This is a genomic window from Nonomuraea helvata (genome assembly GCF_039535785.1).
GTDB lineage: Bacteria > Actinomycetota > Actinomycetes > Streptosporangiales > Streptosporangiaceae > Nonomuraea > Nonomuraea helvata.
Genome location: NZ_BAAAXV010000009.1, coordinates 2,400,953 through 2,421,200 on the forward strand (window position 1 = coordinate 2,400,953; position 20,248 = coordinate 2,421,200).

A 20,248-nucleotide genomic window follows, 5' to 3' on the forward strand; every position below is an offset into this window, starting at 1 on the left:
AGAAAGATCATGGACACGAACTGGACCGCCGCGGGCGACTGGGGCACGCTGAGCTCGACCGGCCGGAGCTTCTACCCCGAGCGCTGGCAGCACCGCTTCGACGAGCTGCGCGCCGCCCACCACGTGCCGGGCGCGACCCTGGCCGTGCTGGCCGGTGGGCAGGTCTACGAGCTGGCCAGCGGTGTGCTGCACCGGGGCACCGGCGTGGTGGTGAGCCCCGACTCGGTGTTCCTGTCCGGCTCGATCGCCAAGGTCTACACGGCGACGCTGGTGATGCGGCTGGTCGGGGAGGGCAAGCTGGACCTCGACGCCCGGGTGGTGGACGTGCTGCCGGAGTTCGCCACGCCCGACGAGGCGGCGACCAAGGTGATCACCGTGCGGCAGCTGCTCAGCCACACCGGCGGGGTCACCAACGACTTCAACCACGACTCGGGCCGTGGGGACGACTGCCTGGCCGAGTACGTGAAGGCCGCCCGGGACGTGGCCCTGGACTGCCCGCCGGGGACGGCGGTCTCCTACGGCGGCCTCGGCTATGTCGTGCTCGGCCGCCTCATCGAGGTGGTGACCGGCAAGACCTGGGACCAGGCGCTCAAGGACCTGATCTTCACCCCGCTCGGGCTGGAGCGCTCGATGACGCTGCCGGAGGAGGCGCTCGCGTTCCAGGCGGCGATGAGCCACCTGGGCGAGCCGGGCCAGGACCCCGACCCGGCGCCGGTCTGGGACATGATGCCGCGCTCGGCGGGCCCGGCCGGCAGGATCATCACCTCGTCCGGCGACATGGTGCGCTTCGCCCGGATGCACCTGGCCGGGGGCCTGGCCCCCGACGGCACGCGCGTCGTCGACGCCGACGCGGTCGCGGCCATGCAGCGGCGTGAGGTGGACGTGCCGGACAAGTGGACCGTCAGCTCGGACGGCTGGGGCCTGGGCTGGACCCTCTATGACTGGGACGGTGTCTTCGGCTACGGCCACGACGGTGCCGCCATCGGGCAGTACGCCTACCTGCGCGTCATCCCGGAGGCGGGCGTGGCCGTCGCCCTGATGACCAACGGGGGCGGGGCCAGGCAGCTGTACTCCGACCTCTTCCGCGAGCTGCTCGACGAGCTGGCCGGGGTACGCATGCCGGAGCCGTTCGGCCCGCCGGCCGCTCCGCCCGCGGTGGACATGACGCCGTACGTCGGCACGTACAAGCGCGAGGGCGTCGTCATCACCATCAGTCCCGACCGGATCCGGTACGAGTTCGTCGACGGCATGAAGGACCTGTCGCCGCCGCTGGAGGGGGAGCTGATCCCGGTCTCGGAGACGGTGTTCGCCGCCACGGGCGCCGGACCGGCGTTCAGCGAGGGCTACATGCCCGTGGTCTTCTCGACCCTGCCCAACGGAACCCCGGTGTGCTACGTCGGCATGCGCGCCACGCCGAAGGTCTCCGCCTGAGGTCGGGGATCAGTCCTCGGTGCAGGCGGTCTCGTCGATGGAAGTGTTGATCCGGGACAGCAGGCGCTGCAGGGTGCTGATCTCCTGGCTGTCGAGGTCGGCGAAGAGCGCCGACTCGACGGCGGCGATGGCGTCGTGGATGCCGTTGACCATGACCGTGCCGCGGGCCGAGATCTCGACGATGTGGCGGCGGCGGTCGGCGGGGTCGCGGCGCCGCTCGGCCAGTCCGTTGCCCTCGAGGTCGTTGAGTATGGCGACCACCACGCTCGGGTCGACGCCGAGGGTCTCCACGAGCGACTGCTGGCTCGTCGCGCCCTGATCGGACAGCAGCATCAGCACGTGGCCGTGGGCGGGCTTGAGCCCGTGCTGGGCCAGCGCCTTCTTGATCCGTGTGTTGGCGATCTGGCCCGAGAGGGCGAGCGCCAAGCCGGGACGATCGACCATCACGCCAAAAACTCTAGCAGTACATCGAATCATCATCACAAATCAATAGTTGATAGTTTTCAACGATTTGCTAGGCTCCACGGTGCTGTATTGACGACTGTTGGGAGCCGACCATGTTCATCGCCTATGCCGTCATCGCCGTCCTGCTGGCGATCGCACTCGGCGCGTCGGGATACGCCAAGCTCACCCGCAACGAGCGCATCGTGACCGGGCTCACCGGGCTGGGCGTGCCGCTCGGGCTGTTCCCGTTCCTGGCGGCGTGCGAGATCGCCGGAGCGGTGGGCCTGCTGATCGGGCTCTGGTACGCGCCGCTCGGCATCGCGGCCGCCGTCGGCCTGGTGCTCTACTTCGTCGGCGCGCTGGGCACGCACCTGGTCAAGAGGGACTTCAAGGGCATGCCCAACGCGTTGATCATGTTCGTTCCGTCGGTGGCGGCGCTGGTCCTGGGGCTCGCCTCCCTCTGACGGTGGCGGCCCGTCAGGCCGGGATCAGGCGCACCAGAGAGTCGCGTAGCCGGGACCGTTCGGTGCTCATGAGGCGGTGCAGGGTCCGGGAGCCGAAGGCGACCCGCTGAGCGCTGCGGCGGCGCTCGGTGTCGTACGCGCGCAGGGCCGACGGCAGGCCGGCCCTGCCGTACCGGGCGATCGCCCGCGTGAGGGCCTCCGCGTCGAGGATGGCCGTGCACGCGCCCCGCCCGAGGTTGGGCGTCATGGCGTGGGCGGCATCCCCGACAAGCGCGACCCTGCCACCGCGGACGAACGTGGGCAGGGCAGGGAACAGGTGCCGCATCTCGTACCGGATCCACGAGGCGGGATCCGTCTCGGCCAGGACCCGCGGGATCGGCTCGTGCCATCCGGCGAAACGATCGCGCAGGCCGGCGGCCGTGGTCGCCTCCGGCGCCGCGGCGTACCAGTTGGTGCGGCCCGGCTCGATCGGGGTCATGCCGAAGAAGCGCCCGCGGCCCCAGGTCTCGCCGTACACGCCCGTCTCGAAGTCCGCGATGCCGATCCAGGTGACCGTGCCGACCTGCCGGACGCCGCTACGCGTGCCGAACGCGGCGGTACGCACGGCGCTGTTGATCCCGTCGGCGCCCACCACCAGATCGGGCCCCTCGACCAGCGCGGCCGCGTCCGAGACGTTCTCGCCGTAGCGCACCGGCACGTCCAGCGCCCCCAGCAGCGCGTCCAGCAGGTACGGCCGCGAGATCAGCAGCTCAGGACGTCCTGCCCGGCGCTCGATGCGTTCCAGCGGCAGCCGCGCCATCACCTTCCCGTCCGGTGTGCGGATGCGCCCGTCCCGGTACGGCAGAGCCCGCGCGCGAAAGGCGTCACCGACTCCGAGCCGGTCGAGCGCCGCCTGCGCGGTGGGGTGGATCCCGAACGCCGTGCCGTACCGCTCCAGCTCCGCCCTCCGTTCGAGGATCGTGACGTGCCAGCCGGCCCGGCGCAGGCCGATCGCCGTCGCCAGGCCACCCACGCCCGCGCCCACCACAACCGCCGATCCCGCCATGACACCCTCCTCGTCGGCCAACTACCACAACTGTGGTACCACACTTGGGGTAATGTCGCATCCGTGGGAAATCAGGATCGGCGGGAACGGTTGCAGGACACCGCCATCGAGGTGCTGGCCGAGCACGGCGGGCGCGGGCTGACCCATCGCGCCGTGGACACCGCCGCGGGCGTTCCTCTGGGCACTGCCAAGAACTACTTCCCGACCAGGCAGGCGCTGCTGAGGGCGGTGGCCGAGCGCTGCGTCGAGCTCTACCGCGACGTCCCGAGGCCGGCGCCCGGTGACAGGAAGACGCTCGTCGCCATGATAAGCGCGCTGCTCGCCGACGTCGCGGGCCCGGGGCGGCCACGCCTGCTCGCCTACCTTGAGCTCCAGGCCGAGGCGGCCCGCGCGCCCTGGCTGGCCGGCATCGTGGACGCCATCGCGGAGGCCGACTTCGCCGCCTTCGAGGAGGCGCAGCGGGCCGCCGGCCTGCCGGTCACGCCGGAGCGCGCCGCCACCGTCACGCTGGCCCTGCATGCCGCGATCCCGCACCTGCTCGCGGGCGGCCCGCGCACTCTGACCGCCACCGGCCTGGACGACCCCGCCGGCTTCGCCCGCGACCTGCTGGACTCCGTCTACGGCCGGGCCGGTGACGGCATGCCGTGAAAGTCTGACGGCGCTTCGGGCAAGAAGGGGCGACCGTCGTTCACCTGACCCAGCGGAGACGCCTGCATGGCCGTTCCACCCGACCTGACCGACCCTCCCGATCTGCGGGCCGGCTTCGAGCAGATCTTCAACGCGCACTTCGCCGAGATCCACCGCTACATCGCGAGGCGCCTGTCGGACGACGCCGCTGACGATCTGGCCGCCGAGGTGTTCCTGGCGGCCTACCGCGGCGGGTACGACGCCTCACGAGGCGGGGTGCGACCGTGGTTGTACGGCGTCGCCACCAACCTCGTCGCGCGGCATCGCCGTGCCGAGATCCGCCGGTGGAAGGCGCTCAGCAGGGCCGCAGAGCGCGACGAGCACGACCCCCAGGACGCCGCGCTGTCCCGCGTGGCGGCGGGCGAGGTGACCGGGAGGCTGGCGGAGGCGCTGGCCGGGCTGAACCGCGGCGACCGCGACGTGGTCCTGCTGAGCGCCCTGGGCGAGCTCAGCCACGCCGAGGTCGCCGCGGCACTCCGGATTCCGCAGGGCACGGTCGCGTCCCGGCTCAACCGGGCACGCAAGAAACTCCGCACGGCGCTCGGCGAAGTGAACCCCCTGAAGGAGTCCCATGGATGAGCTCGACCTCCTGGCCAGATCGCTGCCCGACGCGCCGCCGCCCTCGGCGGAGGTGGTCGAGCGGGCCCGCGCCCGCCTCTCCGCCGCCCAGCACGAGCCGACCCGGCGGTCCGTGAGGTTCGGGCCGGTACGGCCGTCCGCGCGGTTCGATGCGACCCTGCCGTCCCTGAAGTTCCGGCCGGTACGGCGCCGCTTCGGCTGGGCTCTTGGGACGGCCGTGGTCACGATCGCCGTCGTCATGGCCGTCGTCACGCTGGTGTCGAACATGACCGCCGTGCCCGCGCCCGTGCTGGTGCCGCCCCGTGGCAACGACGCCCTGCGCCAGTTGGCGGACCGGGTGGCGAAACTGCCGGACGACAGCGGCGCGTACTGGCGCAGGTCACTGGTGGACGATGGCTTGACCCGGGTACGGGCGGGCGGCGAGACCTTCAACGCGATCTTCTCGACCCGGCTCGAGCTCTGGCAGCCGCGTGATCCCGGCGACACCTTCCAGAATCAGATCGAGGACCTGGGCCTGCGCCCCGCGACCCCGGCGGACGAGCGCGCGTGGCGGGCGGCCGGGTCTCCTGCCAAGGTCCAGAGGGTGTGCACGCCCGGCACCCAAGCAGGCGACTGCCCGAAGCTGGCGATGAAGTCCAAGAACCCGGACTGCCGCTACACGCGCACGGTCCAGCCGGACGGCCTGCTCGGCGACCGGCGGGTAGGGGAGGTCACCGTAGCGGAGCTCGCTGCCCTGCCCACCGACGACAGAGGGCTGCGGGAATGGGTGCGCGGCCGTTGGGCGGCCATGGGCAGGAAGGTCAAACAGACGGACGACGAGGTGCTTGCCCGTTCCCGTTTCTTGCTGGAAATGCCGATCAGGCCCGCGGCCAGGGCCGCCGTGCTGCGCCTGCTCGCGGACCTGCCGACGACCGACGTGCGGGGCCGCGCCACCGACCCGTTGGGACGCGCCGGCCTTGAGGTGGACTTGGTCAAGGGCAAGCGTTCCTTCCGGGAGTTCGGCAAGGACGACGAGGTTACCGAGGACCATACGACCATCCTCGACCTGCGCACAGGCGTCATCCTGGCGGATGTCACGGCGGCGGGGGAGAGCACGGAGGGACTGCCCAAGGGGACGATCGTGGACTACATGGCATCGACGTCGGAGTCCGGTTGGACCGACGACCGTCCCCAGCGGCCCCGCGACTGCCGCCACGGGTAGCGGCGGGTCACGCCCGCACCAGCGTCGGCCCGGCCTCCGGGCCGACGGACCCGTGGCCGGACCGCCACGGCGCTGAGACGGTGTGCGCGTAGGAGACCTCGCCTGCCCCCGCGAACGCGGCCAGCTCGGCGACCGACTCGCCGATGGCCCCGACGGACGCCTCGTCGCCAGGGAAACCCGGCTCCGGGAACACGCCCTCGATCTCCAGCACGCCCCGGCGGCGGTCCAGGCGTGGCACGAGCCGCCCGACCAGGCGCTCGCCGTGCAGGATCGGCATGATGTAGTAGCCGTACCGCCGCTTGGCCTTGGGCACGTACATCTCCGTGCGGAACTCGAAGCCCCACAGCCGCTCGGTGCGGGCCCGGTCGCAGATGAGGTTGTCGAACGGCGACAGCAGCGTGGTGCGCGGCTGCCAGTCCTGCTCCAGCAGGCCCAGGGCGTCGCGGTGCACGTACCAGCGCTCCTGGCCGCCCTCGACCTCGGCGGCCAGGATCCGGCCCGAGTGCTCGAGCTCGTGCAGGACCTCCGCGAGGCCGGGATAGCGGTCGCGGACGAAGTGGCGCTCGATGTCGGCGGCGCGGGCCACGCCGAGCGCGCGCAGGGAGTGCTCGGCCGCCAGGGACACCGCCTCCCGCCGCGGCAGCGGCGTGGCGCCGGTCCACGCAGGCAGCCGGCGCTCGGCCAGGTCCCAGTGGCGCGTGCGGCCCGCCCTGCCCGCGACCATGATGTGGCCCTGGAGCCAGAGGAAGTCGAGCATGCGCTCGACACCGCGGCCGTGGGTCCACCCGGAGGACTGCCACGCCACGCTCACGCGGCCGTCGAACGCCCCGGGCGGCAGCGGCCCCGCCTCGCGTAACCGGTCGAGCACGTGCTGCCGGAGCTCGTCGTTGGCCGTCAGCCAGTCACGGACCCGCCGCGCGTAGGCCGACTCCCCCCGCGGATAGCCGCGCATCATGACCTGGTGGATCGGATAGTCCTCCGACAGCACGATGGACGCGGCGTGCGCCCAGTATTCGAAGAGCCACCGCTCCTCCCACAGCAACGTGTCGAGGTCGGCGGGGTTGTAGGCCCCGAGCCGGCTCCAGAGCACCAGCAGGTGACTGCGGGCCACCACGTTGATCGGGTCGAGCTGCAGGCACCGCAACGTGCGCAGCACCTGACGCATCCCTTCCACGCCGCCGCCGGGCCGCGGCCCGGCCAGGTGCTGACAGGTCACGGCCAGCCGCCGCGCGGTCTCCAGGCTGAGGGCCAGGGGGGTTGGCATGGCCAGCAGTGTAATCGAAAAAGAGTTCGATGTGTTTCACGTGGTCACGAGGTTGTCCACCGCTTCCAGGCCACCCGCTAGCAGTCACGAGCGTGTCCGGATCCGGCCGGTGGGCGGGTCGCGGGTGACGTACACATGGGGCATGACCACGTACTCCGCCGTCGTCACCACCGGCATCTACTGCCGGCCGGGGTGCGGTGCCAAGCCGCTGGCCCGCAACACGCGCACGTACGAGCACCCGGCCGCCGCCGAGGCCGCCGGGTTCCGCGCGTGCCTGCGCTGCCGGCCCTACCGGGTGGCCGCGCCGGTCGCGGCGGGCGCGCCCGAGCTGGTGTGCCGGGCGTGGCAGCTGATCATCGACGGCGTGCTGGACGACGGCACCGAGGCGGCGCTGGCGGCGCGGATGGGCCTGTCGCCGCGGCACCTGCGCCGGCTGTTCGTCCAGCACATGGGGGCGACCCCGGACCAGCTCGCGCGTTCGCGGCGGGCGCACTTCGCCAGACGGCTCCTCGACGACACCGATCTGACGGTGCTGGACGTGGCCTTCGCCTCGGGCTTCGGGAGCCTGCGGCAGTTCAACAGGACCATGCGGGAGGTGTTCCGCGCCTCGCCGACCGACCTGCGCGACCGGCGCCGCCGCGCCGACCGGCTGGTGGCCGACGGCGGGCTGGTGCTGCGGCTGCCGTTCGTGCCCGGTTACGACTGGGCCGCCGTGCGGGAGTTCCTCGGCGTACGGGCTGTGCCGGGGGTCGAGGAGGTGGACGGCGACACCTACCGCCGCACGATCACCGTGGAGGGCGCGCCGGGGGTGCTGGAGGTGTCGCCGGGCGGCGACGGTCACCTGCTGCTCCGCGCCCACCTGCCCTACTGGGAGGGGCTGATCCACGTGGTGGGGCATGCGGGACGGATGCTCGGCGTGGACACCGACCACACGGCGGGGGTGGCGGCCCTGTCGGCCGATCCGGTGCTCGGCCCGCTGGTACGGGCCCGCCCCGGACTCGCCGTGCCGGTGGCGTGGAACGCCCTGGAGGCCGGTGTCCGTGCGGTGCTCGGGCGCGGCAGGACGCCGCGCGAGGCGGCGGACCGGCTCGGGGCGCTGACGCACAGGCTGGGGACGAAGGTGCCGGGGCTGCCGGGCGGCCTCACACACACCTTTCCCGATGCCGCCGCGATCGCCCGGGCCGAGGTCACGGAGGAGGAAGCGGCGCTGGTCGGGGCGCTGGCGGCCGACGTCGCCCGTGGGCACGGGGCGCTCGACCACGGCACCGGCCTGGACGCGCCGGCCACCCTGCCCTACGCCGATCACGACCTCCGCCACGACCTGGCCTTCCGGCTGGGGAGCCGCGAGGCGTTCCCGCTCGGCGACGCGTCACTCCGCGCCGCGCTGGCCGGCCTCGGCCTCGACCCCGCCGCCTGCCATGAACGGTGGCGCCCATGGCGGTCACTGGCGGCGGCCCACCTGATGGCGCACGGCGACCGCCTGTGACGGTCAGGAGTCCGCGCCCCACCAGCCGCGGCGCGCGGCGAGCAGCCCGGCCTGGAACCGCGTGCGGGCGCCCAGCAGGTCCATGAGCTCGCTGACCCGCCGGTGCACGGTACGCAGGCTCACCCCGAGCTGACGCGCGACGGACTCGTCCTTGAGCCCGGCCGCCAGCAGCGTGAACAGCTCAGGATCCGGCAGCTCGGCGGGGGAGGAGCCGGCGGCCGAGGGCTTGACCGGCAGCGGCAGCGCCGACCGCCACAGGACCTCGAACAGGGTGACCAGCGCGTCGAGCAGCGTCGATGAGTGCACGATGACCGCGCTGTCGGCGTAGGCGGACGCGTCCGTGCTCAGCGGCAGGATCGCGGTCTTCCTGTCGGCGATGGCCAGCTTCATCGGCACCTCGGGGCTGACCCTTGCCTGCTCTCCCGCCGCCGCCGACTCCTGGGCGAGGCGCAGCTTGCCGGGGATCTCCAGGGCCGAGGCGTCGTAGATGCCGCGCACCAGGAGGCCGTGCGCGAGGCGTTCCATCTCGGCGACGTTCTGCTTGGCGGGGTCCTGCGCGTACGGCGGCCGGTCCAGCACCAGCAACTCCTCGGTCGCCGTCTGCTGCAACTGCGTGAACCGCTGCACCACGGCCGCCTGCCCCTGTACGACCTCGACCAGCTCCTCGGGGGACTGGTTCTCCGTCCGCGGCGTCTCGGCCAGCAGCGCGAGCGCGGCCAGACGCGCCTGGGCCAGCCCCTCCTCGCGGCGGGAGATGAGGGCGGCCACCGCGACGTCGGGCCTGGTCGGCACCCACCGGACGGGGCGGCCCGCCATGCGGCTGACCAGGCCGAGCGCCTCGAGCCTTGAGCAGGCCCGGCGCAGGGCCACGGCGGTGCGGCCGGTGTGCGCGGCCAGCTCGGGCAGCGTGGCACGCGGGTGCCGCAGCAGGTCCCGGTAGATCCGCTCGTCCTCGGCGTCGACCCCCACCGCCGCGAGCGCGTTGTCGTCCGCGTTCATGATCGATCAGTGTGTCAGATGCCTGCCATGGCACAAATCTGCCGCCATTTGCGCTGGCCCGGGCGCTCCGCTCCCCGATAGGACGGACTCCTGTAAGACCGGCCCTGTCGGGGAGGCAGTGTTGAACAAGGCGTTGACCATCGGACTCGCGACCGCGCTGGCGGTCCTGTCGGCCACCACACCCGCACGCGCGGATGACGAGCCCACCGGCGACGGGCTCGCCGGCTTCTGGCGCCAGCCCGTCTGCCGGACGGTCACCGGCGACGGGTCGGTGACGTACACGCGGAACGACGGCAGGACCATCGCACCCACCAGCCAGGTGCTGCGCCCGGTCGTCTACACCACCGGGGTCGTCGCCCTCGACCGCCCGAACGAACTGCTCGCCATGTCGAACAACCAGCTGCTGAGCTCCAAGGACGCGGGCTGCACGTGGACGGCGGCGGGCGAGGTGAGCGGCTCGCAGATCGAGCTGGTCCCGGCCCGGGGCGGGCGGGCCTATGCCTGGGACCGCGAGGGCAACCTCACGCTCGCCATGCCCGAGGGCGTCACCCCGCTCACCTCACCGGCCGGCGAGCTGACCGGGCTCGGCGTGGACCGCTTCCGCGGCGACCGCCTGCGGGCGGCCGACGGCTCCGGCCGGTTGTACGACTCGAGGGACGGCGGGCGTACGTGGCGGCCCATCGGGGTGCCCGCCTGGCCGCAGAGCGACCTGCTGATGGCCTACACGGCGGTGTTCGACCCGTACGACCTGGACCATGTGGTGCTCGGCGCGTCGAACACCGGCGCCCGCGTCACCTTCGACGGCGGCCGCACGTGGCGCACGTCCACCGGGCTGAGCGCGACCGGCGGCAAGGTCAACGTGTTCAGCGCCGCGATCTCCCCGGCCGCCCCGAACGTCGTCTACGCGATGGGGCTCGACATCGCGGAGTCGGAGGCGGGCGCGCCGTCCGGCGGCCGGCACATCTACCGGTCCTACGACGGAGGCCGGCGCTTCACGCGCGTCGTGGACCAGGGCGGCGAGGTCACGATCCCCAACGGGCCGCTGCTCGCCCCGCACCCGACGGACCCGGGCGTGCTCTACTTCGACTTCGGCACGGGATGGTCGGGCATCGGCACGGACATCTACCGGTACGACTCCCGCCTGAACCGGGTCACCGTCCACCACAACTCCTACGACCGGGTCACCTCCATCGCCTTCAACCCCTCCAACCCGGGGGTGATGTATCTCGGCGTCGCCGAGGAGGTGTGACGAATGTTCTGTTACTGGTGAAGCGACCGGTTCCAGGGTGGTTGTCTGTTCTTATGGTACTCGCGGTGCTACGGTGAGTGCCGTTCGCGTTCGCGCACGGTCGTGAGGCGGACACAGTAAGTCGTGGGCCTTAAGTCCTGCATGACCCCCCGCCCTGAGGACCCCCGAATGCAAGCAGACGTACCTCAACGGACGCCCGAGCGGAAGCTCACCTCCAACGAGCTGGCGGTCGTGGCCTTCGTGGGCACGATGGTGGTCGCGGCTGCTGTGTGGTTGTGGGCGGTGACCGCCGCGCCTGCCGGGGCCGAGGGACTGATGGCGGCCGTGGGCGCGGGCTCGACCCTGCTGCTGGCCTGCGCCGCCGGGGCCGCCGCCTACTACGCCGCCACCGGCCGCGAGCTGCGCCGGCAGGCCAGGTGGGCCGAGTCGCGGTACATGTGGCTGCGGCAGGAGAACGTGCGGGTGGCCGAGGAGGCGCTGCCCGTGCTGGGGCGCCAGGTGCGCGAGGGCGTGCCGGTCGTGGACGCGTTCGCCCAGATGCCGAGCCTCGGCGAGAGCTCGCTGCAGCGGGTGCTCCGAGCGGCCGGCAACGAGCTCGGCGTGCTCCGGCGCGAGCTCGACACGGCAAGGAAGGCCCGCGAGTCGGCCGAGTCCGGCGCCAGGGCGTCCCGCGAGGCGCTGGAGCAGGAGATCTCCCGGCTGTCCTCCGACACGCTGCCGGAGCTCGTACGCCGGCTCCAGAAGGAGCGGATGTCGGTCGGCGCCGCGCTGGCGGATGTGCCGCAGCCGGAGCACGACCCCCTGCGCGACCTGCTGGGCGAGACGGCGCGGCACCTCGGTGAGAGTGAGCGCAGAGGAGCCGCCGTGATGGCCGCCTGCGCCGGCGCCGCGGCTCGGGTGCAGGCCCAGGCGACCAGCCTCCTCGCGCAGCTGCGCGGCCTGGAGGAGCAGTACGGCGAGCAGGAGGACGTCCTCAGCGACCTGCTCGACCTGGACCACCGCGTCTCCCAGATGAGCCGGCTGGCCGACAACATCGCCCTGCTGAGCGGCGGACGCTCGGGCCGGCGGTGGACGCGGCCGATCGTGATGGAGAGCATCCTGCGCGGCGCCATGGGCCGCATCGGCGCCTACCGCCGCGTCCGGCTCCACTCCACCAGCGGCGCCGCCGTGGTCGGGTACGCCGCCGAGGGCGTCATGCACGCGCTGGCCGAGCTGATGGACAACGCCGCCACGTTCTCGGCGCACGGCACGGAGGTGCACGTGTACGTGGACGAGGAGGACGCCGGCATCGTGATCACGATCGACGACAGCGGCCTCGGCATGCGGCCTCGCGAGCGGCAGCACGCCGCCAAGCTCGTCTCCGAGCCGCTCGACCTGCGCACGCTCTCCGGCACCAGGCTGGGCCTCGCGGTGGTGGGCCGCCTGGTCGACAAGTACGGCCTGACCGTGAGCTTCCGGCCGTCGGCCCGCGGCGGCACCGGGGTCGTGATGCTGATCCCGCGCGTACTGATCACACAGCCCAGGGCCGCCGAGCCGCCGGCCGTGCCCGCGCAGGCGCCGCCGGTGGAGGAGCTGCCGACCGGCGATGAGCTGCTGCCCAGGCGGCGTCGCGGGCAGACGCTGGCCGAGGCGAGCGGGGCGCGGCAGGCGCCGGAGGCCAAGGCGGTGGCCCGCGACGGGCGTGATTCGGCGGCGAGGTTCGCCGCGTTCCGCCAGGCGGGCGGCCGTGGGCGTACGTCTTCTCCGGTCACCGACGACGCGTGAGCACCCGTCGCCGGCCCCCGGAACTTTCTGATCACAGTAAGGAGGCAGGGACGCCCGCGCCGTACACGCGCGTCCCGTCGTTTCGATGAGCACTACCGACGCTGCAGGCACCGCCGATCGCGAGCTCGACTGGCTGCTGGAGAACCTCAGGAAGAAGACCCCTGGAGTCAGGCACGTCCTGGTCCTGACCAGGGACGGTCTCAAGATGTGCATCACCTCGGGCCTTGATCGCGACAAGGCCGACCAGCTCGCGGCCCTGGCCGCCGGGATCCAGAGCCTGTCGCTGAGCGCCTCCGCCGAGTTCGGCGACGGCATCGGCGCCGGGCAGGCGATGGTGGAGTTCGCCGGCGGGCTGCTGCTCATCGTCCCCGCAGGCGAGGGCGCCCACCTGGCCGTGATCGCCGACGAGGACGGCGACGTCGGGCTCGTCGCGCACAACATGAACGAGATGGTCGAGCAGATCGGGGTCTACCTCAGCGCGGCGCCGCGTCGAGCGGGGAACAGCGGCGAGCGCCCATGACACCGCGCCCTGTCGACCGGGAGGACCCGGACCGGCTCTACACGGTCACCGGCGGCCGCACCCGCGCCGACGAGAACGCCTTCGACTCCGTCTCCCTGATCGTCAGCGAGTGCGAGCCGGCCCCCGGCATGCAGTCGGAGCACGTCAAGATCCTCCAGCTGACCCGGGCGCCGGTGGCAGTGGTGGAGATCTCCGCCGAGCTGCGGCTGCCGGTGAGCGTGGTGAAGATCCTGCTGCGCGACCTGCTGGACACCGGCCGCATCACCGTCCGCCATCCGTCGTCCGCCCTGCAGGCCGGGCGGCCGGACCCCGAGACCCTGAGGCAGGTGCTCAGTGCCCTCCACGACCTCTGATGACGTACGCACACCGCTGAGCGGAACCGCACTCGACGCCCTGAAGATCGTGATCGTCGGCGGCTTCGGCGTGGGCAAGACGACCATGGTCGGCTCGGTCAGCGAGATCCGCCCGCTGAGCACCGAGGAGGTCATGACCCAGGCCAGCGAGGGCATCGACGACGCCAGCCGGGTGCGGGCCAAGACCACCACGACGGTCGCCTTCGACTTCGGCCGGATCACGGTGACCCCCGACAAGGTGCTGTACCTGTTCGGCGCCCCGGGGCAGCAGCGCTTCTGGTTCGTGTGGGACCAGCTGTTCGCCGGCAGCCTGGGCGCGGTCGTGCTGGTGGACACCCGTCGGCTGCAGGACTCCTGGTACTCCATCGACCGGCTGGAGCACCACAAGACGCCGTTCGTCGTGGCCGTCAACCGCTTCGCCGACGGCCCCTCGCTGGACGCCGTGCGCGAGGCGCTCGCGCTGTCGCCCGAGGTCCCGCTCATCGAGTGCGACGCGCGCAAGCGCACCTCGTCCAAGCACGTGCTCATCACGCTCGTGAAGCACATCGCCGGCACGCGGGAGGGCAAGTCATGACGAACCCACTCATGGAGGGCTATCCCGATCACGTCGACGCCATGCGGCTGTACGGGCCGGAGGTCTGCGCCGACCCGTTCACGTTGTACGAGGAGATGCGCCGCAAGCACGGGCCGATCGTGCCGGTCCTGCTCGAAGACGACATCCCCGCCTGGCTCGTGGTCGGCTACCGCGAGCTGCACCATGTCACCAGCCACCCGCAGCTCTTCGGCCGCGATTCAAGGCGCTGGAACCTGTGGGACCACCTCCCCGAGAACTGGCCGTCGCGCGCGTTCGTGACCTGGCAGCCGTCCATGGTCTTCACCGAGGGCGCGGAGCGCAAGCGCCGGGGCGGCGCGATCGCCGACGCGCTGGACTCCGTCGACCGTATCGAGTTGACCATGATCTGCGAGCGGGTCGCCGACCTGCTGATCGACGAGTTCTCGGGCGACGGCCGCGCCGACCTGATCAGCCAGTACGCCTCCCAGATCCCGGCCCAGGTCGTCACCCGCCTGTACGGCCTGCCGCCGGCGGAGCTGCCCGAGCTGGTCAAGGACGCTTTCCTGGTGACGGACGTGGGCGAGGAGTCCTTCCCGGCGTGGCTGCGGATGGTGGAGCAGGTGAGCCGGCTCGTGGCCGCCAAGCGCGCCCGGCCGGGGCACGACGTGACGTCGCACCTGCTGGCGCACGCCGCGCGGCTCACCGACGAGGAGATCGTCCAGGACCTGATGGTGCTGGTCCTGGCCTCGCACAGCAGCGGCGTGAACTGGATCGGCAACACGCTGCGGCTCATGCTGGTGGACGACCACTTCTCGATGACGCTCCAGGGCGGCCGGAGCAGCGTCGGCCAGGCGCTGAACGAGGTGCTGTGGAGGGACCCGCCCACGCAGGCCATGCCGTCGCGCTGGGCCGTACGCGACTGCGACGTGGCCGGGCGGCGCGTGCGCAAGGGCGACCTCCTGGTGCTCGGCCTCGCGGCGGCCAACGCCGACCCGCAGGTGCGCCCGGCCGCGCCGGTCCACTCCGACGCGAACAGGGCGCACATGTCGTTCAGCCACGGCGAGTACGGCTGCCCTTTCCCGGCACCGGAGCTCGCCGAGATCATCGCCAAGACGGCCATCGAAGTGCTCCTGGACCGGCTGCCCGACGTGCACCTCGCGGTGGAGCCGGAGAAGCTGCGCTGGCGGCCCTCCGTCTGGGTGCGCGGGCTGGAGGAGCTGCCCGTCCTGTTCAGCCCGGCCGGCCCCATGGGTCAAGGGCCGGCCGACCACTGGGAGCACTGATCAGCGCACGCTCTCGCCGGTGGCGCTGAGGTCGCGGCGGAAGGACTCCGGCGCCTTGTACACCGCGAACGGGTCTTCTCGAGGCCGAGCGGCCACGGCCTCGGTGAAGACGGGGGTCTCGTGCAGGCTGCGCCGCATCCAGAACGTCACGACGAGGTTCTTCCACCGCCTGGGCGTGGAGGTGCACGTGTGCGGAGACGTCAACATCTAGGAACGGGCGGCCGCCGCGAAGGCGTGCAGTTCGCGCTCGACATCGGGACCGGCCGGGATGTACACGATCTCGGTGACGCCCGCGACGCCGGCCTTGCGGACCCGTTCGCCGATCGAGGCGGCGTCGCCGCTCCATCCGGCGTGCAGGAAGGCGGGCCCGGCGGCGGCGACCAGGCTGCGGTCCCGGTCGGTCAGCGACGCGAGATGGCCCTGGTGGGCGACGAGATGGCGCAGGCCTTCCGCGCGGTCCGCCTCAAGGGCCGCCCGCCACCGGGCGCCGCCGGGCACGGCGTCGACGGCCTCCTTCCCGTGCTCCCACACGGCGTGGACGGTGCTGGCGTAGCCGGGTCCGGCGGCCTCGACCACGCGTGGACTGGTGTGATCCTCGCCGGGCTCCAGAACGGTGCCGAAGCGCAGCAGCGCGAACTCGGGCCAGCCGCTCTGGTCGCCTCCCTCGGGAACGGCGGTCACGATCACTCCGGGCACGCCGAGCTCCCGTGCCACGCCGAAGCCCTTCGGCCCCGAAGCCGCGACCCACACCGGCACGCCGATCGGACGGTCCGGGGCGGAGCCGGGCAGGTGCGTCATCTGGCACGGGCGGCCGTCGATCTCGACCGCCTCGCCTCGCAGCAAGGACCTCACCTGGCGGACGTAGCGCGCCAGCTCCGACCACGTGACGGGCCGCTGTCCCAGCGTGCTGCGGCCGGTGTAGCCCGTACCGAAGGTGACGACCAGCCGGCCGGGCGCCAGCTCCTCGACCGAGGCCACGGCGGACGCCGTCACCATCGGGTGCCGCAGCCCCGGGATCGCGACTCCGGTGGCCAGGCCGATGCGCTCGGTCGCCTCCGCGACGCGGGCCAACGCGATCCAGGTGTCGCCGTAAACGGCCGGTGACTCGAACACCCAGACGCGGTGGTAGCCCAGTCGCTCGGCCAGCCGGGCCTTGTCGACGATGTCGGCGCCGGGAGGCAGGGCACACGAATATCGGGGCGTCATCGCCTGGCTTCCCACAGCGCGAGAGTGGCGCCGGTGGGATCGTCGATCACCGCGACCGATCCCTGGGGAAGGTCCACCCGGGCCCGTACCACGGTCGCGCCCAGCTCGACGGCCTGCTTCACCGCCCGGTCGAGGTGCGCCACGGGCGCGTACGGGATCCACTGCGGGCGGCGTCCGTCGTTCTCGGCGAGTTGCGTGAGGCCACCCCACAGAGCGCCGCCGTCGGTGAACATCGGCACGGACCCGGACCCGGCGGGCACGTCGGTGACCGTCCATCCGAGCAACTCGCCGTAGAAGCGGCGGGATCGCTCGCGGTCGGTGGTCCGCAGATCCATGAAGACGAACGGGTGGTTCATGCTTCCCTCCCTTCGGTAAGTTGGGACATGCGTCCTGAATTTAGGACACGTGTCCTGATCGGTCAAGACGTGAGGTACGCTGGCCGCCGTGGCGGCATCCTCAGCGAGCAGGGCGAAGCACACCGACGGCAACCGGCGGGCCAAGCAGGAGCAGATCATCGAGGCGGCCAAGGACGTGCTCGCCCGTGAGGGCGTGGCAGCCTGCACGGCGCGCGCGGTCGCCGACGCCAGCCCTCTCACCAAGAGCGCCATCCACTACTACTTCAACGACATCAACGAGATCGTCGATCGCGCCGTGTTCGCGCACGTCGACACCATGCTCGACGACCTTCGGCGGGTGGCGGGGGAGACGGCGGACCCGTACGAGCGGCTGCTGCGCGTGGTGGACGCCTACCTCACCACGTTCGCCGACAAGCCGCACGCGGCGTTCCTCTGGTTCGAGTACTGGATCAACGCGGGACGCCGCGACTCCCTTGACGTGGCCGACCGCATGCTGGGCGAGGTCCACGCCCTCCTGCTCGACCTCGTGGCCGAGCTCGCACCGGAAGGCCCCGACAGGACCGCCCACGCGCTGGTGTCCTGGCTGCTGGGCACCATCGTCCAGCAGCACCTCCGGCCGAGAGCGGCCGAGGTGCTGCACGACGAGATCGCCCTGATCCTCACGTCCGCCTCCGCCGCACCGCCTCGCGGCGCATAGCATCCCGCCACCCGGCCCCGGTCACCCGCTCAACGGACCCCAGCCCGCAGCGGCGGTGCGCTCAGTGGTGGCGCATATCTCACCACCGGGAAATATCCGATCTGCCGCGGGCGACGTGGCAAGATTGAGCGGGCCGGACTGTGGCGAGTTTGCCGATTGAGGAGCACGGATGGCGACTGCTCACGATAAGGGTGACCTGGCCGAAACACCCGGTAAGGATGCCGCCCGGTCCGGGCCGACCGCGCTGCGCATCCTGGTCGGGGCGCAGCTGCGTCGGTTCCGGGAGGCCGGCGGGATCTCGCGCGAGGACGCCGGATACGCCATCCGGGGATCCCACTCCAAGATCAGCCGCATGGAGGGCGGGCGCACGAGTTTCAAGATGCGCGACGTCGCCGACCTGCTCACCCTGTACGGCGTGGCCGACGAGAAAGAGCGCGAGGCCGTGCTCGCCCTGGCCAAGCAGGCCAACGAGCCCTCCTGGTGGCACGACTACCGCGACGTGGTCCACGACTGGTTCGAGGACTATCTCGGGCTCGAGCAGGACGCCGCCCTGATCCGCACGTACGAGGTGCAGTTCGTGCCCGGCCTCCTGCAGACCGAGGAGTACGCCCGCGCGATCTTCAGCCTGGGCAACAAGGGCGAGTCCGCGGAGCGGATCGAGCGCCGCGTCGAGGTGCGCATGCGCCGCCAGCGGATCCTCGCCCCGCCCATGTCGCGCAAGCTCTGGGTGGTGCTGGACGAGGCGGTGCTGCACCACCGCGTCGGCGGTCCGGAGATCATGCGGGCCCAGCTCGAGCACCTTGACCGGATGGCCGCGCAGCCCAACATCACGGTGCAGGTGGTCCCGTTCACCGAAGGCTGGGTCGTCGGCGGCGTCGGACCCGTCACCATCCTGCGTTTCGCTCAGGCCGGGCTGCGCGACGTGGTCTACCTCGAGCAACTGGCCGGCGCGCAGTACCTCGGCAAGGAGTCCGAGGTGCTGCCGTACCAGACGCTGATGGACGAGCTCGGCGTGCAGGCCGCGCCCGCGCCCGACACCCCGGCCATCCTGCGTAAGATCATCGACTCGCTCTGACCGTCACGGTTTGCGGCCCACCCCGCAGAACGCGTCGACCTCCGGGGGCAGCCCGAACACGTCGGACTCCAGCTGCCAGCGGGAGACCGACACGATGCCGGGATCCACGAGCTCCAGCCCGTCGAAGAAGCGGGCGATCTCCGCGGGGGTGCGCAGCCGGTACTCGTACACCTCGCCCTTGTCGCGCAGCCGCTCGGCCTCCGCCGCCGCTTCGGGCTTGACGGTGTTCGTGCCGTCCTCGAACACCAGGTAGCTGCCCGAGGGCAGCGCGTCCATCAGGTGCCGCACCAGCGCGCACGCCTCGTCGTCGTCGAAGATCGTGCCCATCACGCCCAGGAGCATGAGCGCGGTCGGCCGGCTGAAGTCCAGCGTCTTGGACGCGAACTCCAAGATGGTGTCCGGCTCGCGCACGTCGGCCTCGATGTAGTCGCACGCCCCTCGCGGGTCGCTGGCGAGCAGGGCGCGCGCGTGCACCAGCACCAGCGGGTCGTTGTCGACGTAGACGACCCGGCTCGCCGGGTCCACCCGCTGGGCCACCTCATGGGTGTGGTCGACGGTCGGCAGGCCCGTGCCGATGTCCAGGAACTGCCGGATGCCGGCCTCTCCGGCGAGATGCCTGACGGCTCGCCCCAGGAAGACACGGGTGTGACGGGCGATGTCCTCCATCCCCGGATAGACGTCCCGGAGTTTCTCCGCGAGCTGCCGGTCGACAGGGTAGTTGTCCTTGCCGCCCAGCCAGTAGTTCCACACCCTGGCCTGGTGCGGCTTGCTGGTGTCGATCCTGGAAAGGAGTGCGGGGTCCAGGGGTGAGTCGTCCGTCACGAAGAGCTTCACCTCTTATGTCGATATGTCGCATCTACGTATGTATGCATCTTGCGAGGCTTTTGCCTTTGTATCAGGCGAGCTCGGCGGTGTCATTGGGGCTCAGTGATAAATCCGCTGAACCCGCGCTGCCGGAGGGCCGTACCTCGCTGTAGGGCGAGATGGGGAGGTCGGCCACATGCGCCGCCGGATCACGAGTGTGAGCGTCGGGCTGCTGCTGTCGCTGTCGCTGGTCGGGGCACCGGCGGGTGCGCACGGCGCGTTGCAGAAACCGCTCAGCCGGGCGGCGGCCTGCGGCGCCGACAGCCCGCTCAAGACACGACCGGCCGCCTGCCGCGCGGCCGTGGTGGCGAGCGGCAAGGCCATGCCCGCCGACTGGGACAACCTGCGGGTGGCGAACGTCGCGGGCAAGGACCGCGAGGTGATCCCGGACGGCAAGCTGTGCAGCGGCGGCATCCCCGAGTTCAAGGGGCTCGAAGTCCGCACCTATGTCATCAAGGGCCGCCTGCCCTCCGGCAGGACCGGTCGCCACCTGATCTATACGATCTGGCAGAACTCCGACACCCCGGACACCTATTACTCCTGCTCGGACGTGATCTTCCGTACCGCGGCGGCGGTCCAGGCCCGGCCCCGGCCGGTGGCCTACAGGACCACCGGTTACACCGGCATCCCCTGGCTGGTCACGGTGGCGGCCCTGTGCTCGATCGGGGCCGGAGCCATGGTCGTCCTCATGGTCCGGCCGCGTCGTCGTCAGGGCCACGGCTGAGAGA

23 protein-coding genes are annotated in these 20,248 nt (G+C 71.8%); 15 read left to right on the plus strand and 8 right to left on the minus strand.

Annotation, left to right across the window (positions count from 1 at the left end):
* The first annotated feature begins 9 nt into the window (after positions 1–9).
* Positions 10–1,431, plus strand: coding sequence for a serine hydrolase domain-containing protein (locus ABD830_RS44570; protein ID WP_345000957.1), 1,422 nt, complete (start codon positions 10–12; stop codon positions 1,429–1,431).
* A 9-nt stretch (positions 1,432–1,440) separates the two neighbouring features.
* On the opposite strand, the gene ABD830_RS44575 is transcribed toward ABD830_RS44570, so the two are convergent.
* Complete coding sequence (locus tag ABD830_RS44575; RefSeq protein ID WP_345002249.1) at positions 1,441–1,875, minus strand: MarR family winged helix-turn-helix transcriptional regulator; 435 nt, start codon at positions 1,873–1,875, stop codon at positions 1,441–1,443.
* A 113-nt stretch (positions 1,876–1,988) separates the two neighbouring features.
* Here ABD830_RS44575 and ABD830_RS44580 point away from each other — a divergent pair, with 113 nt between their 5' ends.
* Positions 1,989–2,339, plus strand: a complete 351-nt coding sequence (locus tag ABD830_RS44580; RefSeq protein ID WP_345000959.1) for a DoxX family protein — start codon at positions 1,989–1,991, stop codon at positions 2,337–2,339.
* Between the two features lie 13 nt (positions 2,340–2,352).
* Here the strand turns inward: ABD830_RS44580 and ABD830_RS44585 are convergent, their stop codons facing one another.
* Positions 2,353–3,384 (minus strand): FAD-dependent oxidoreductase, encoded by a 1,032-nt coding sequence (locus ABD830_RS44585; protein ID WP_345000961.1) that lies wholly within the window; start codon positions 3,382–3,384, stop codon positions 2,353–2,355.
* Positions 3,385–3,447: 63 nt separating this feature from the next.
* On the opposite strand from ABD830_RS44585, the gene ABD830_RS44590 reads away from it, so the two are divergent.
* The 3 genes from ABD830_RS44590 to ABD830_RS44600 all read left to right on the plus strand — a co-directional run bounded on the left by ABD830_RS44590 (position 3,448) and on the right by ABD830_RS44600 (position 5,851).
* Complete coding sequence (locus tag ABD830_RS44590; RefSeq protein WP_345000963.1) at positions 3,448–4,032, plus strand: TetR/AcrR family transcriptional regulator; 585 nt, start codon at positions 3,448–3,450, stop codon at positions 4,030–4,032.
* A 66-nt stretch (positions 4,033–4,098) separates the two neighbouring features.
* Positions 4,099–4,650 (plus strand): RNA polymerase sigma factor, encoded by a 552-nt coding sequence (locus tag ABD830_RS44595; RefSeq protein WP_345000965.1) that lies wholly within the window; start codon positions 4,099–4,101, stop codon positions 4,648–4,650.
* On the plus strand, positions 4,643–5,851 hold the full coding sequence (locus ABD830_RS44600) for a hypothetical protein (RefSeq protein ID WP_345000967.1): 1,209 nt from the start codon (positions 4,643–4,645) through the stop codon (positions 5,849–5,851). Before ABD830_RS44595 ends, ABD830_RS44600 begins: the two co-directional genes overlap by 8 nt.
* 7 nt (positions 5,852–5,858) lie before the next feature.
* On the opposite strand, the gene ABD830_RS44605 is transcribed toward ABD830_RS44600, so the two are convergent.
* Positions 5,859–7,115 carry a winged helix-turn-helix domain-containing protein gene (locus tag ABD830_RS44605; protein ID WP_345000969.1) on the minus strand — a complete coding sequence of 419 codons (1,257 nt, stop codon included), beginning with the start codon at positions 7,113–7,115 and terminating at the stop codon, positions 5,859–5,861.
* Between the two features lie 142 nt (positions 7,116–7,257).
* Between ABD830_RS44605 and ABD830_RS44610 the strand changes: the two genes are divergently transcribed.
* Positions 7,258–8,601 (plus strand): AlkA N-terminal domain-containing protein, encoded by a 1,344-nt coding sequence (locus ABD830_RS44610; RefSeq protein ID WP_345000971.1) that lies wholly within the window; start codon positions 7,258–7,260, stop codon positions 8,599–8,601.
* Between the two features lie 3 nt (positions 8,602–8,604).
* Here the strand turns inward: ABD830_RS44610 and ABD830_RS44615 are convergent, their stop codons facing one another.
* On the minus strand, positions 8,605–9,600 hold the full coding sequence (locus tag ABD830_RS44615; protein WP_345000973.1) for a LuxR C-terminal-related transcriptional regulator: 996 nt from the start codon (positions 9,598–9,600) through the stop codon (positions 8,605–8,607).
* A gap of 121 nt (positions 9,601–9,721) precedes the next feature.
* Between ABD830_RS44615 and ABD830_RS44620 the strand changes: the two genes are divergently transcribed.
* From ABD830_RS44620 to ABD830_RS44645, 6 genes are all read left to right on the plus strand, one after another.
* On the plus strand, positions 9,722–10,849 hold the full coding sequence (locus ABD830_RS44620; protein WP_345000975.1) for a WD40/YVTN/BNR-like repeat-containing protein: 1,128 nt from the start codon (positions 9,722–9,724) through the stop codon (positions 10,847–10,849).
* Positions 10,850–11,017: 168 nt separating this feature from the next.
* Positions 11,018–12,613, plus strand: a complete 1,596-nt coding sequence (locus tag ABD830_RS44625; RefSeq protein WP_345000978.1) for a sensor histidine kinase — start codon at positions 11,018–11,020, stop codon at positions 12,611–12,613.
* An 85-nt stretch (positions 12,614–12,698) separates the two neighbouring features.
* On the plus strand, positions 12,699–13,133 hold the full coding sequence (locus tag ABD830_RS44630) for a roadblock/LC7 domain-containing protein (protein ID WP_345000980.1): 435 nt from the start codon (positions 12,699–12,701) through the stop codon (positions 13,131–13,133).
* Positions 13,130–13,486, plus strand: a complete 357-nt coding sequence (locus ABD830_RS44635; protein WP_345000982.1) for a DUF742 domain-containing protein — start codon at positions 13,130–13,132, stop codon at positions 13,484–13,486. The genes ABD830_RS44630 and ABD830_RS44635 overlap by 4 nt, the downstream gene beginning before the upstream one ends.
* Positions 13,467–14,060 carry a GTP-binding protein gene (locus ABD830_RS44640; protein ID WP_345000985.1) on the plus strand — a complete coding sequence of 198 codons (594 nt, stop codon included), beginning with the start codon at positions 13,467–13,469 and terminating at the stop codon, positions 14,058–14,060. The genes ABD830_RS44635 and ABD830_RS44640 overlap by 20 nt, the downstream gene beginning before the upstream one ends.
* The gene (locus ABD830_RS44645) at positions 14,057–15,322 is read left to right on the plus strand and encodes a cytochrome P450 (protein ID WP_345000987.1); all 1,266 of its coding nucleotides are present in this window, start codon (positions 14,057–14,059) and stop codon (positions 15,320–15,322) included. Before ABD830_RS44640 ends, ABD830_RS44645 begins: the two co-directional genes overlap by 4 nt.
* Here ABD830_RS44645 and ABD830_RS44650 read toward each other — a convergent pair whose 3' ends face one another.
* The 3 genes from ABD830_RS44650 to ABD830_RS44660 are packed head-to-tail and all read right to left on the minus strand — an operon-like array spanning position 15,323 to position 16,884.
* Positions 15,323–15,529: a hypothetical protein gene (locus ABD830_RS44650; protein WP_345000989.1), complete on the minus strand. Its 207-nt coding sequence runs from the start codon at positions 15,527–15,529 to the stop codon at positions 15,323–15,325.
* Positions 15,530–16,528, minus strand: coding sequence for an LLM class flavin-dependent oxidoreductase (locus ABD830_RS44655; RefSeq protein ID WP_345000991.1), 999 nt, complete (start codon positions 16,526–16,528; stop codon positions 15,530–15,532).
* Complete coding sequence (locus ABD830_RS44660) at positions 16,525–16,884, minus strand: VOC family protein (RefSeq protein ID WP_345000993.1); 360 nt, start codon at positions 16,882–16,884, stop codon at positions 16,525–16,527. Before ABD830_RS44660 ends, ABD830_RS44655 begins: the two co-directional genes overlap by 4 nt.
* A gap of 88 nt (positions 16,885–16,972) precedes the next feature.
* Here ABD830_RS44660 and ABD830_RS44665 point away from each other — a divergent pair, with 88 nt between their 5' ends.
* On the plus strand, positions 16,973–17,581 hold the full coding sequence (locus tag ABD830_RS44665) for a TetR/AcrR family transcriptional regulator (protein WP_345000995.1): 609 nt from the start codon (positions 16,973–16,975) through the stop codon (positions 17,579–17,581).
* Positions 17,582–17,750: 169 nt separating this feature from the next.
* Entirely contained in the window at positions 17,751–18,656 is a 906-nt protein-coding gene (locus ABD830_RS44670) for a helix-turn-helix domain-containing protein (protein WP_345000997.1), read from the plus strand.
* Positions 18,657–18,659: 3 nt separating this feature from the next.
* Here the strand turns inward: ABD830_RS44670 and ABD830_RS44675 are convergent, their stop codons facing one another.
* Positions 18,660–19,478, minus strand: coding sequence for an SAM-dependent methyltransferase (locus ABD830_RS44675; protein ID WP_345000999.1), 819 nt, complete (start codon positions 19,476–19,478; stop codon positions 18,660–18,662).
* 178 nt (positions 19,479–19,656) lie between these two features.
* Between ABD830_RS44675 and ABD830_RS44680 the strand changes: the two genes are divergently transcribed.
* Positions 19,657–20,244 carry a lytic polysaccharide monooxygenase gene (locus ABD830_RS44680; protein ID WP_345001001.1) on the plus strand — a complete coding sequence of 196 codons (588 nt, stop codon included), beginning with the start codon at positions 19,657–19,659 and terminating at the stop codon, positions 20,242–20,244.
* Positions 20,245–20,248 lie beyond the last annotated feature (4 nt).

Bases quoted from the DNA above. Each gene is read 5' to 3' on its own strand.
- ABD830_RS44650 (WP_345000989.1), bottom strand. From the start codon at position 15,529: ATGTTGACGTCTCCGCACACGTGCACCTCCACGCCCAGGCGGTGGAAG.
- ABD830_RS44645 (WP_345000987.1), top strand. From the start codon at position 14,057: ATGACGAACCCACTCATGGAGGGCTATCCCGATCACGTCGACGCCATG.
- ABD830_RS44630 (WP_345000980.1), top strand. From the start codon at position 12,699: ATGAGCACTACCGACGCTGCAGGCACCGCCGATCGCGAGCTCGACTGG.
- ABD830_RS44610 (WP_345000971.1), top strand. From the start codon at position 7,258: ATGACCACGTACTCCGCCGTCGTCACCACCGGCATCTACTGCCGGCCG.
- ABD830_RS44570 (WP_345000957.1), top strand. From the start codon at position 10: ATGGACACGAACTGGACCGCCGCGGGCGACTGGGGCACGCTGAGCTCG.
- ABD830_RS44585 (WP_345000961.1), bottom strand. From the start codon at position 3,384: ATGGCGGGATCGGCGGTTGTGGTGGGCGCGGGCGTGGGTGGCCTGGCG.
- ABD830_RS44595 (WP_345000965.1), top strand. From the start codon at position 4,099: ATGGCCGTTCCACCCGACCTGACCGACCCTCCCGATCTGCGGGCCGGC.
- ABD830_RS44680 (WP_345001001.1), top strand. From the start codon at position 19,657: ATGCGCCGCCGGATCACGAGTGTGAGCGTCGGGCTGCTGCTGTCGCTG.
- ABD830_RS44615 (WP_345000973.1), bottom strand. From the start codon at position 9,600: ATGAACGCGGACGACAACGCGCTCGCGGCGGTGGGGGTCGACGCCGAG.
- ABD830_RS44600 (WP_345000967.1), top strand. From the start codon at position 4,643: ATGGATGAGCTCGACCTCCTGGCCAGATCGCTGCCCGACGCGCCGCCG.
- ABD830_RS44655 (WP_345000991.1), bottom strand. From the start codon at position 16,528: ATGACGCCCCGATATTCGTGTGCCCTGCCTCCCGGCGCCGACATCGTC.
- ABD830_RS44660 (WP_345000993.1), bottom strand. From the start codon at position 16,884: ATGAACCACCCGTTCGTCTTCATGGATCTGCGGACCACCGACCGCGAG.
- ABD830_RS44625 (WP_345000978.1), top strand. From the start codon at position 11,018: ATGCAAGCAGACGTACCTCAACGGACGCCCGAGCGGAAGCTCACCTCC.
- ABD830_RS44635 (WP_345000982.1), top strand. From the start codon at position 13,130: ATGACACCGCGCCCTGTCGACCGGGAGGACCCGGACCGGCTCTACACG.
- ABD830_RS44575 (WP_345002249.1), bottom strand. From the start codon at position 1,875: ATGGTCGATCGTCCCGGCTTGGCGCTCGCCCTCTCGGGCCAGATCGCC.
- ABD830_RS44580 (WP_345000959.1), top strand. From the start codon at position 1,989: ATGTTCATCGCCTATGCCGTCATCGCCGTCCTGCTGGCGATCGCACTC.
- ABD830_RS44670 (WP_345000997.1), top strand. From the start codon at position 17,751: ATGGCGACTGCTCACGATAAGGGTGACCTGGCCGAAACACCCGGTAAG.
- ABD830_RS44605 (WP_345000969.1), bottom strand. From the start codon at position 7,115: ATGCCAACCCCCCTGGCCCTCAGCCTGGAGACCGCGCGGCGGCTGGCC.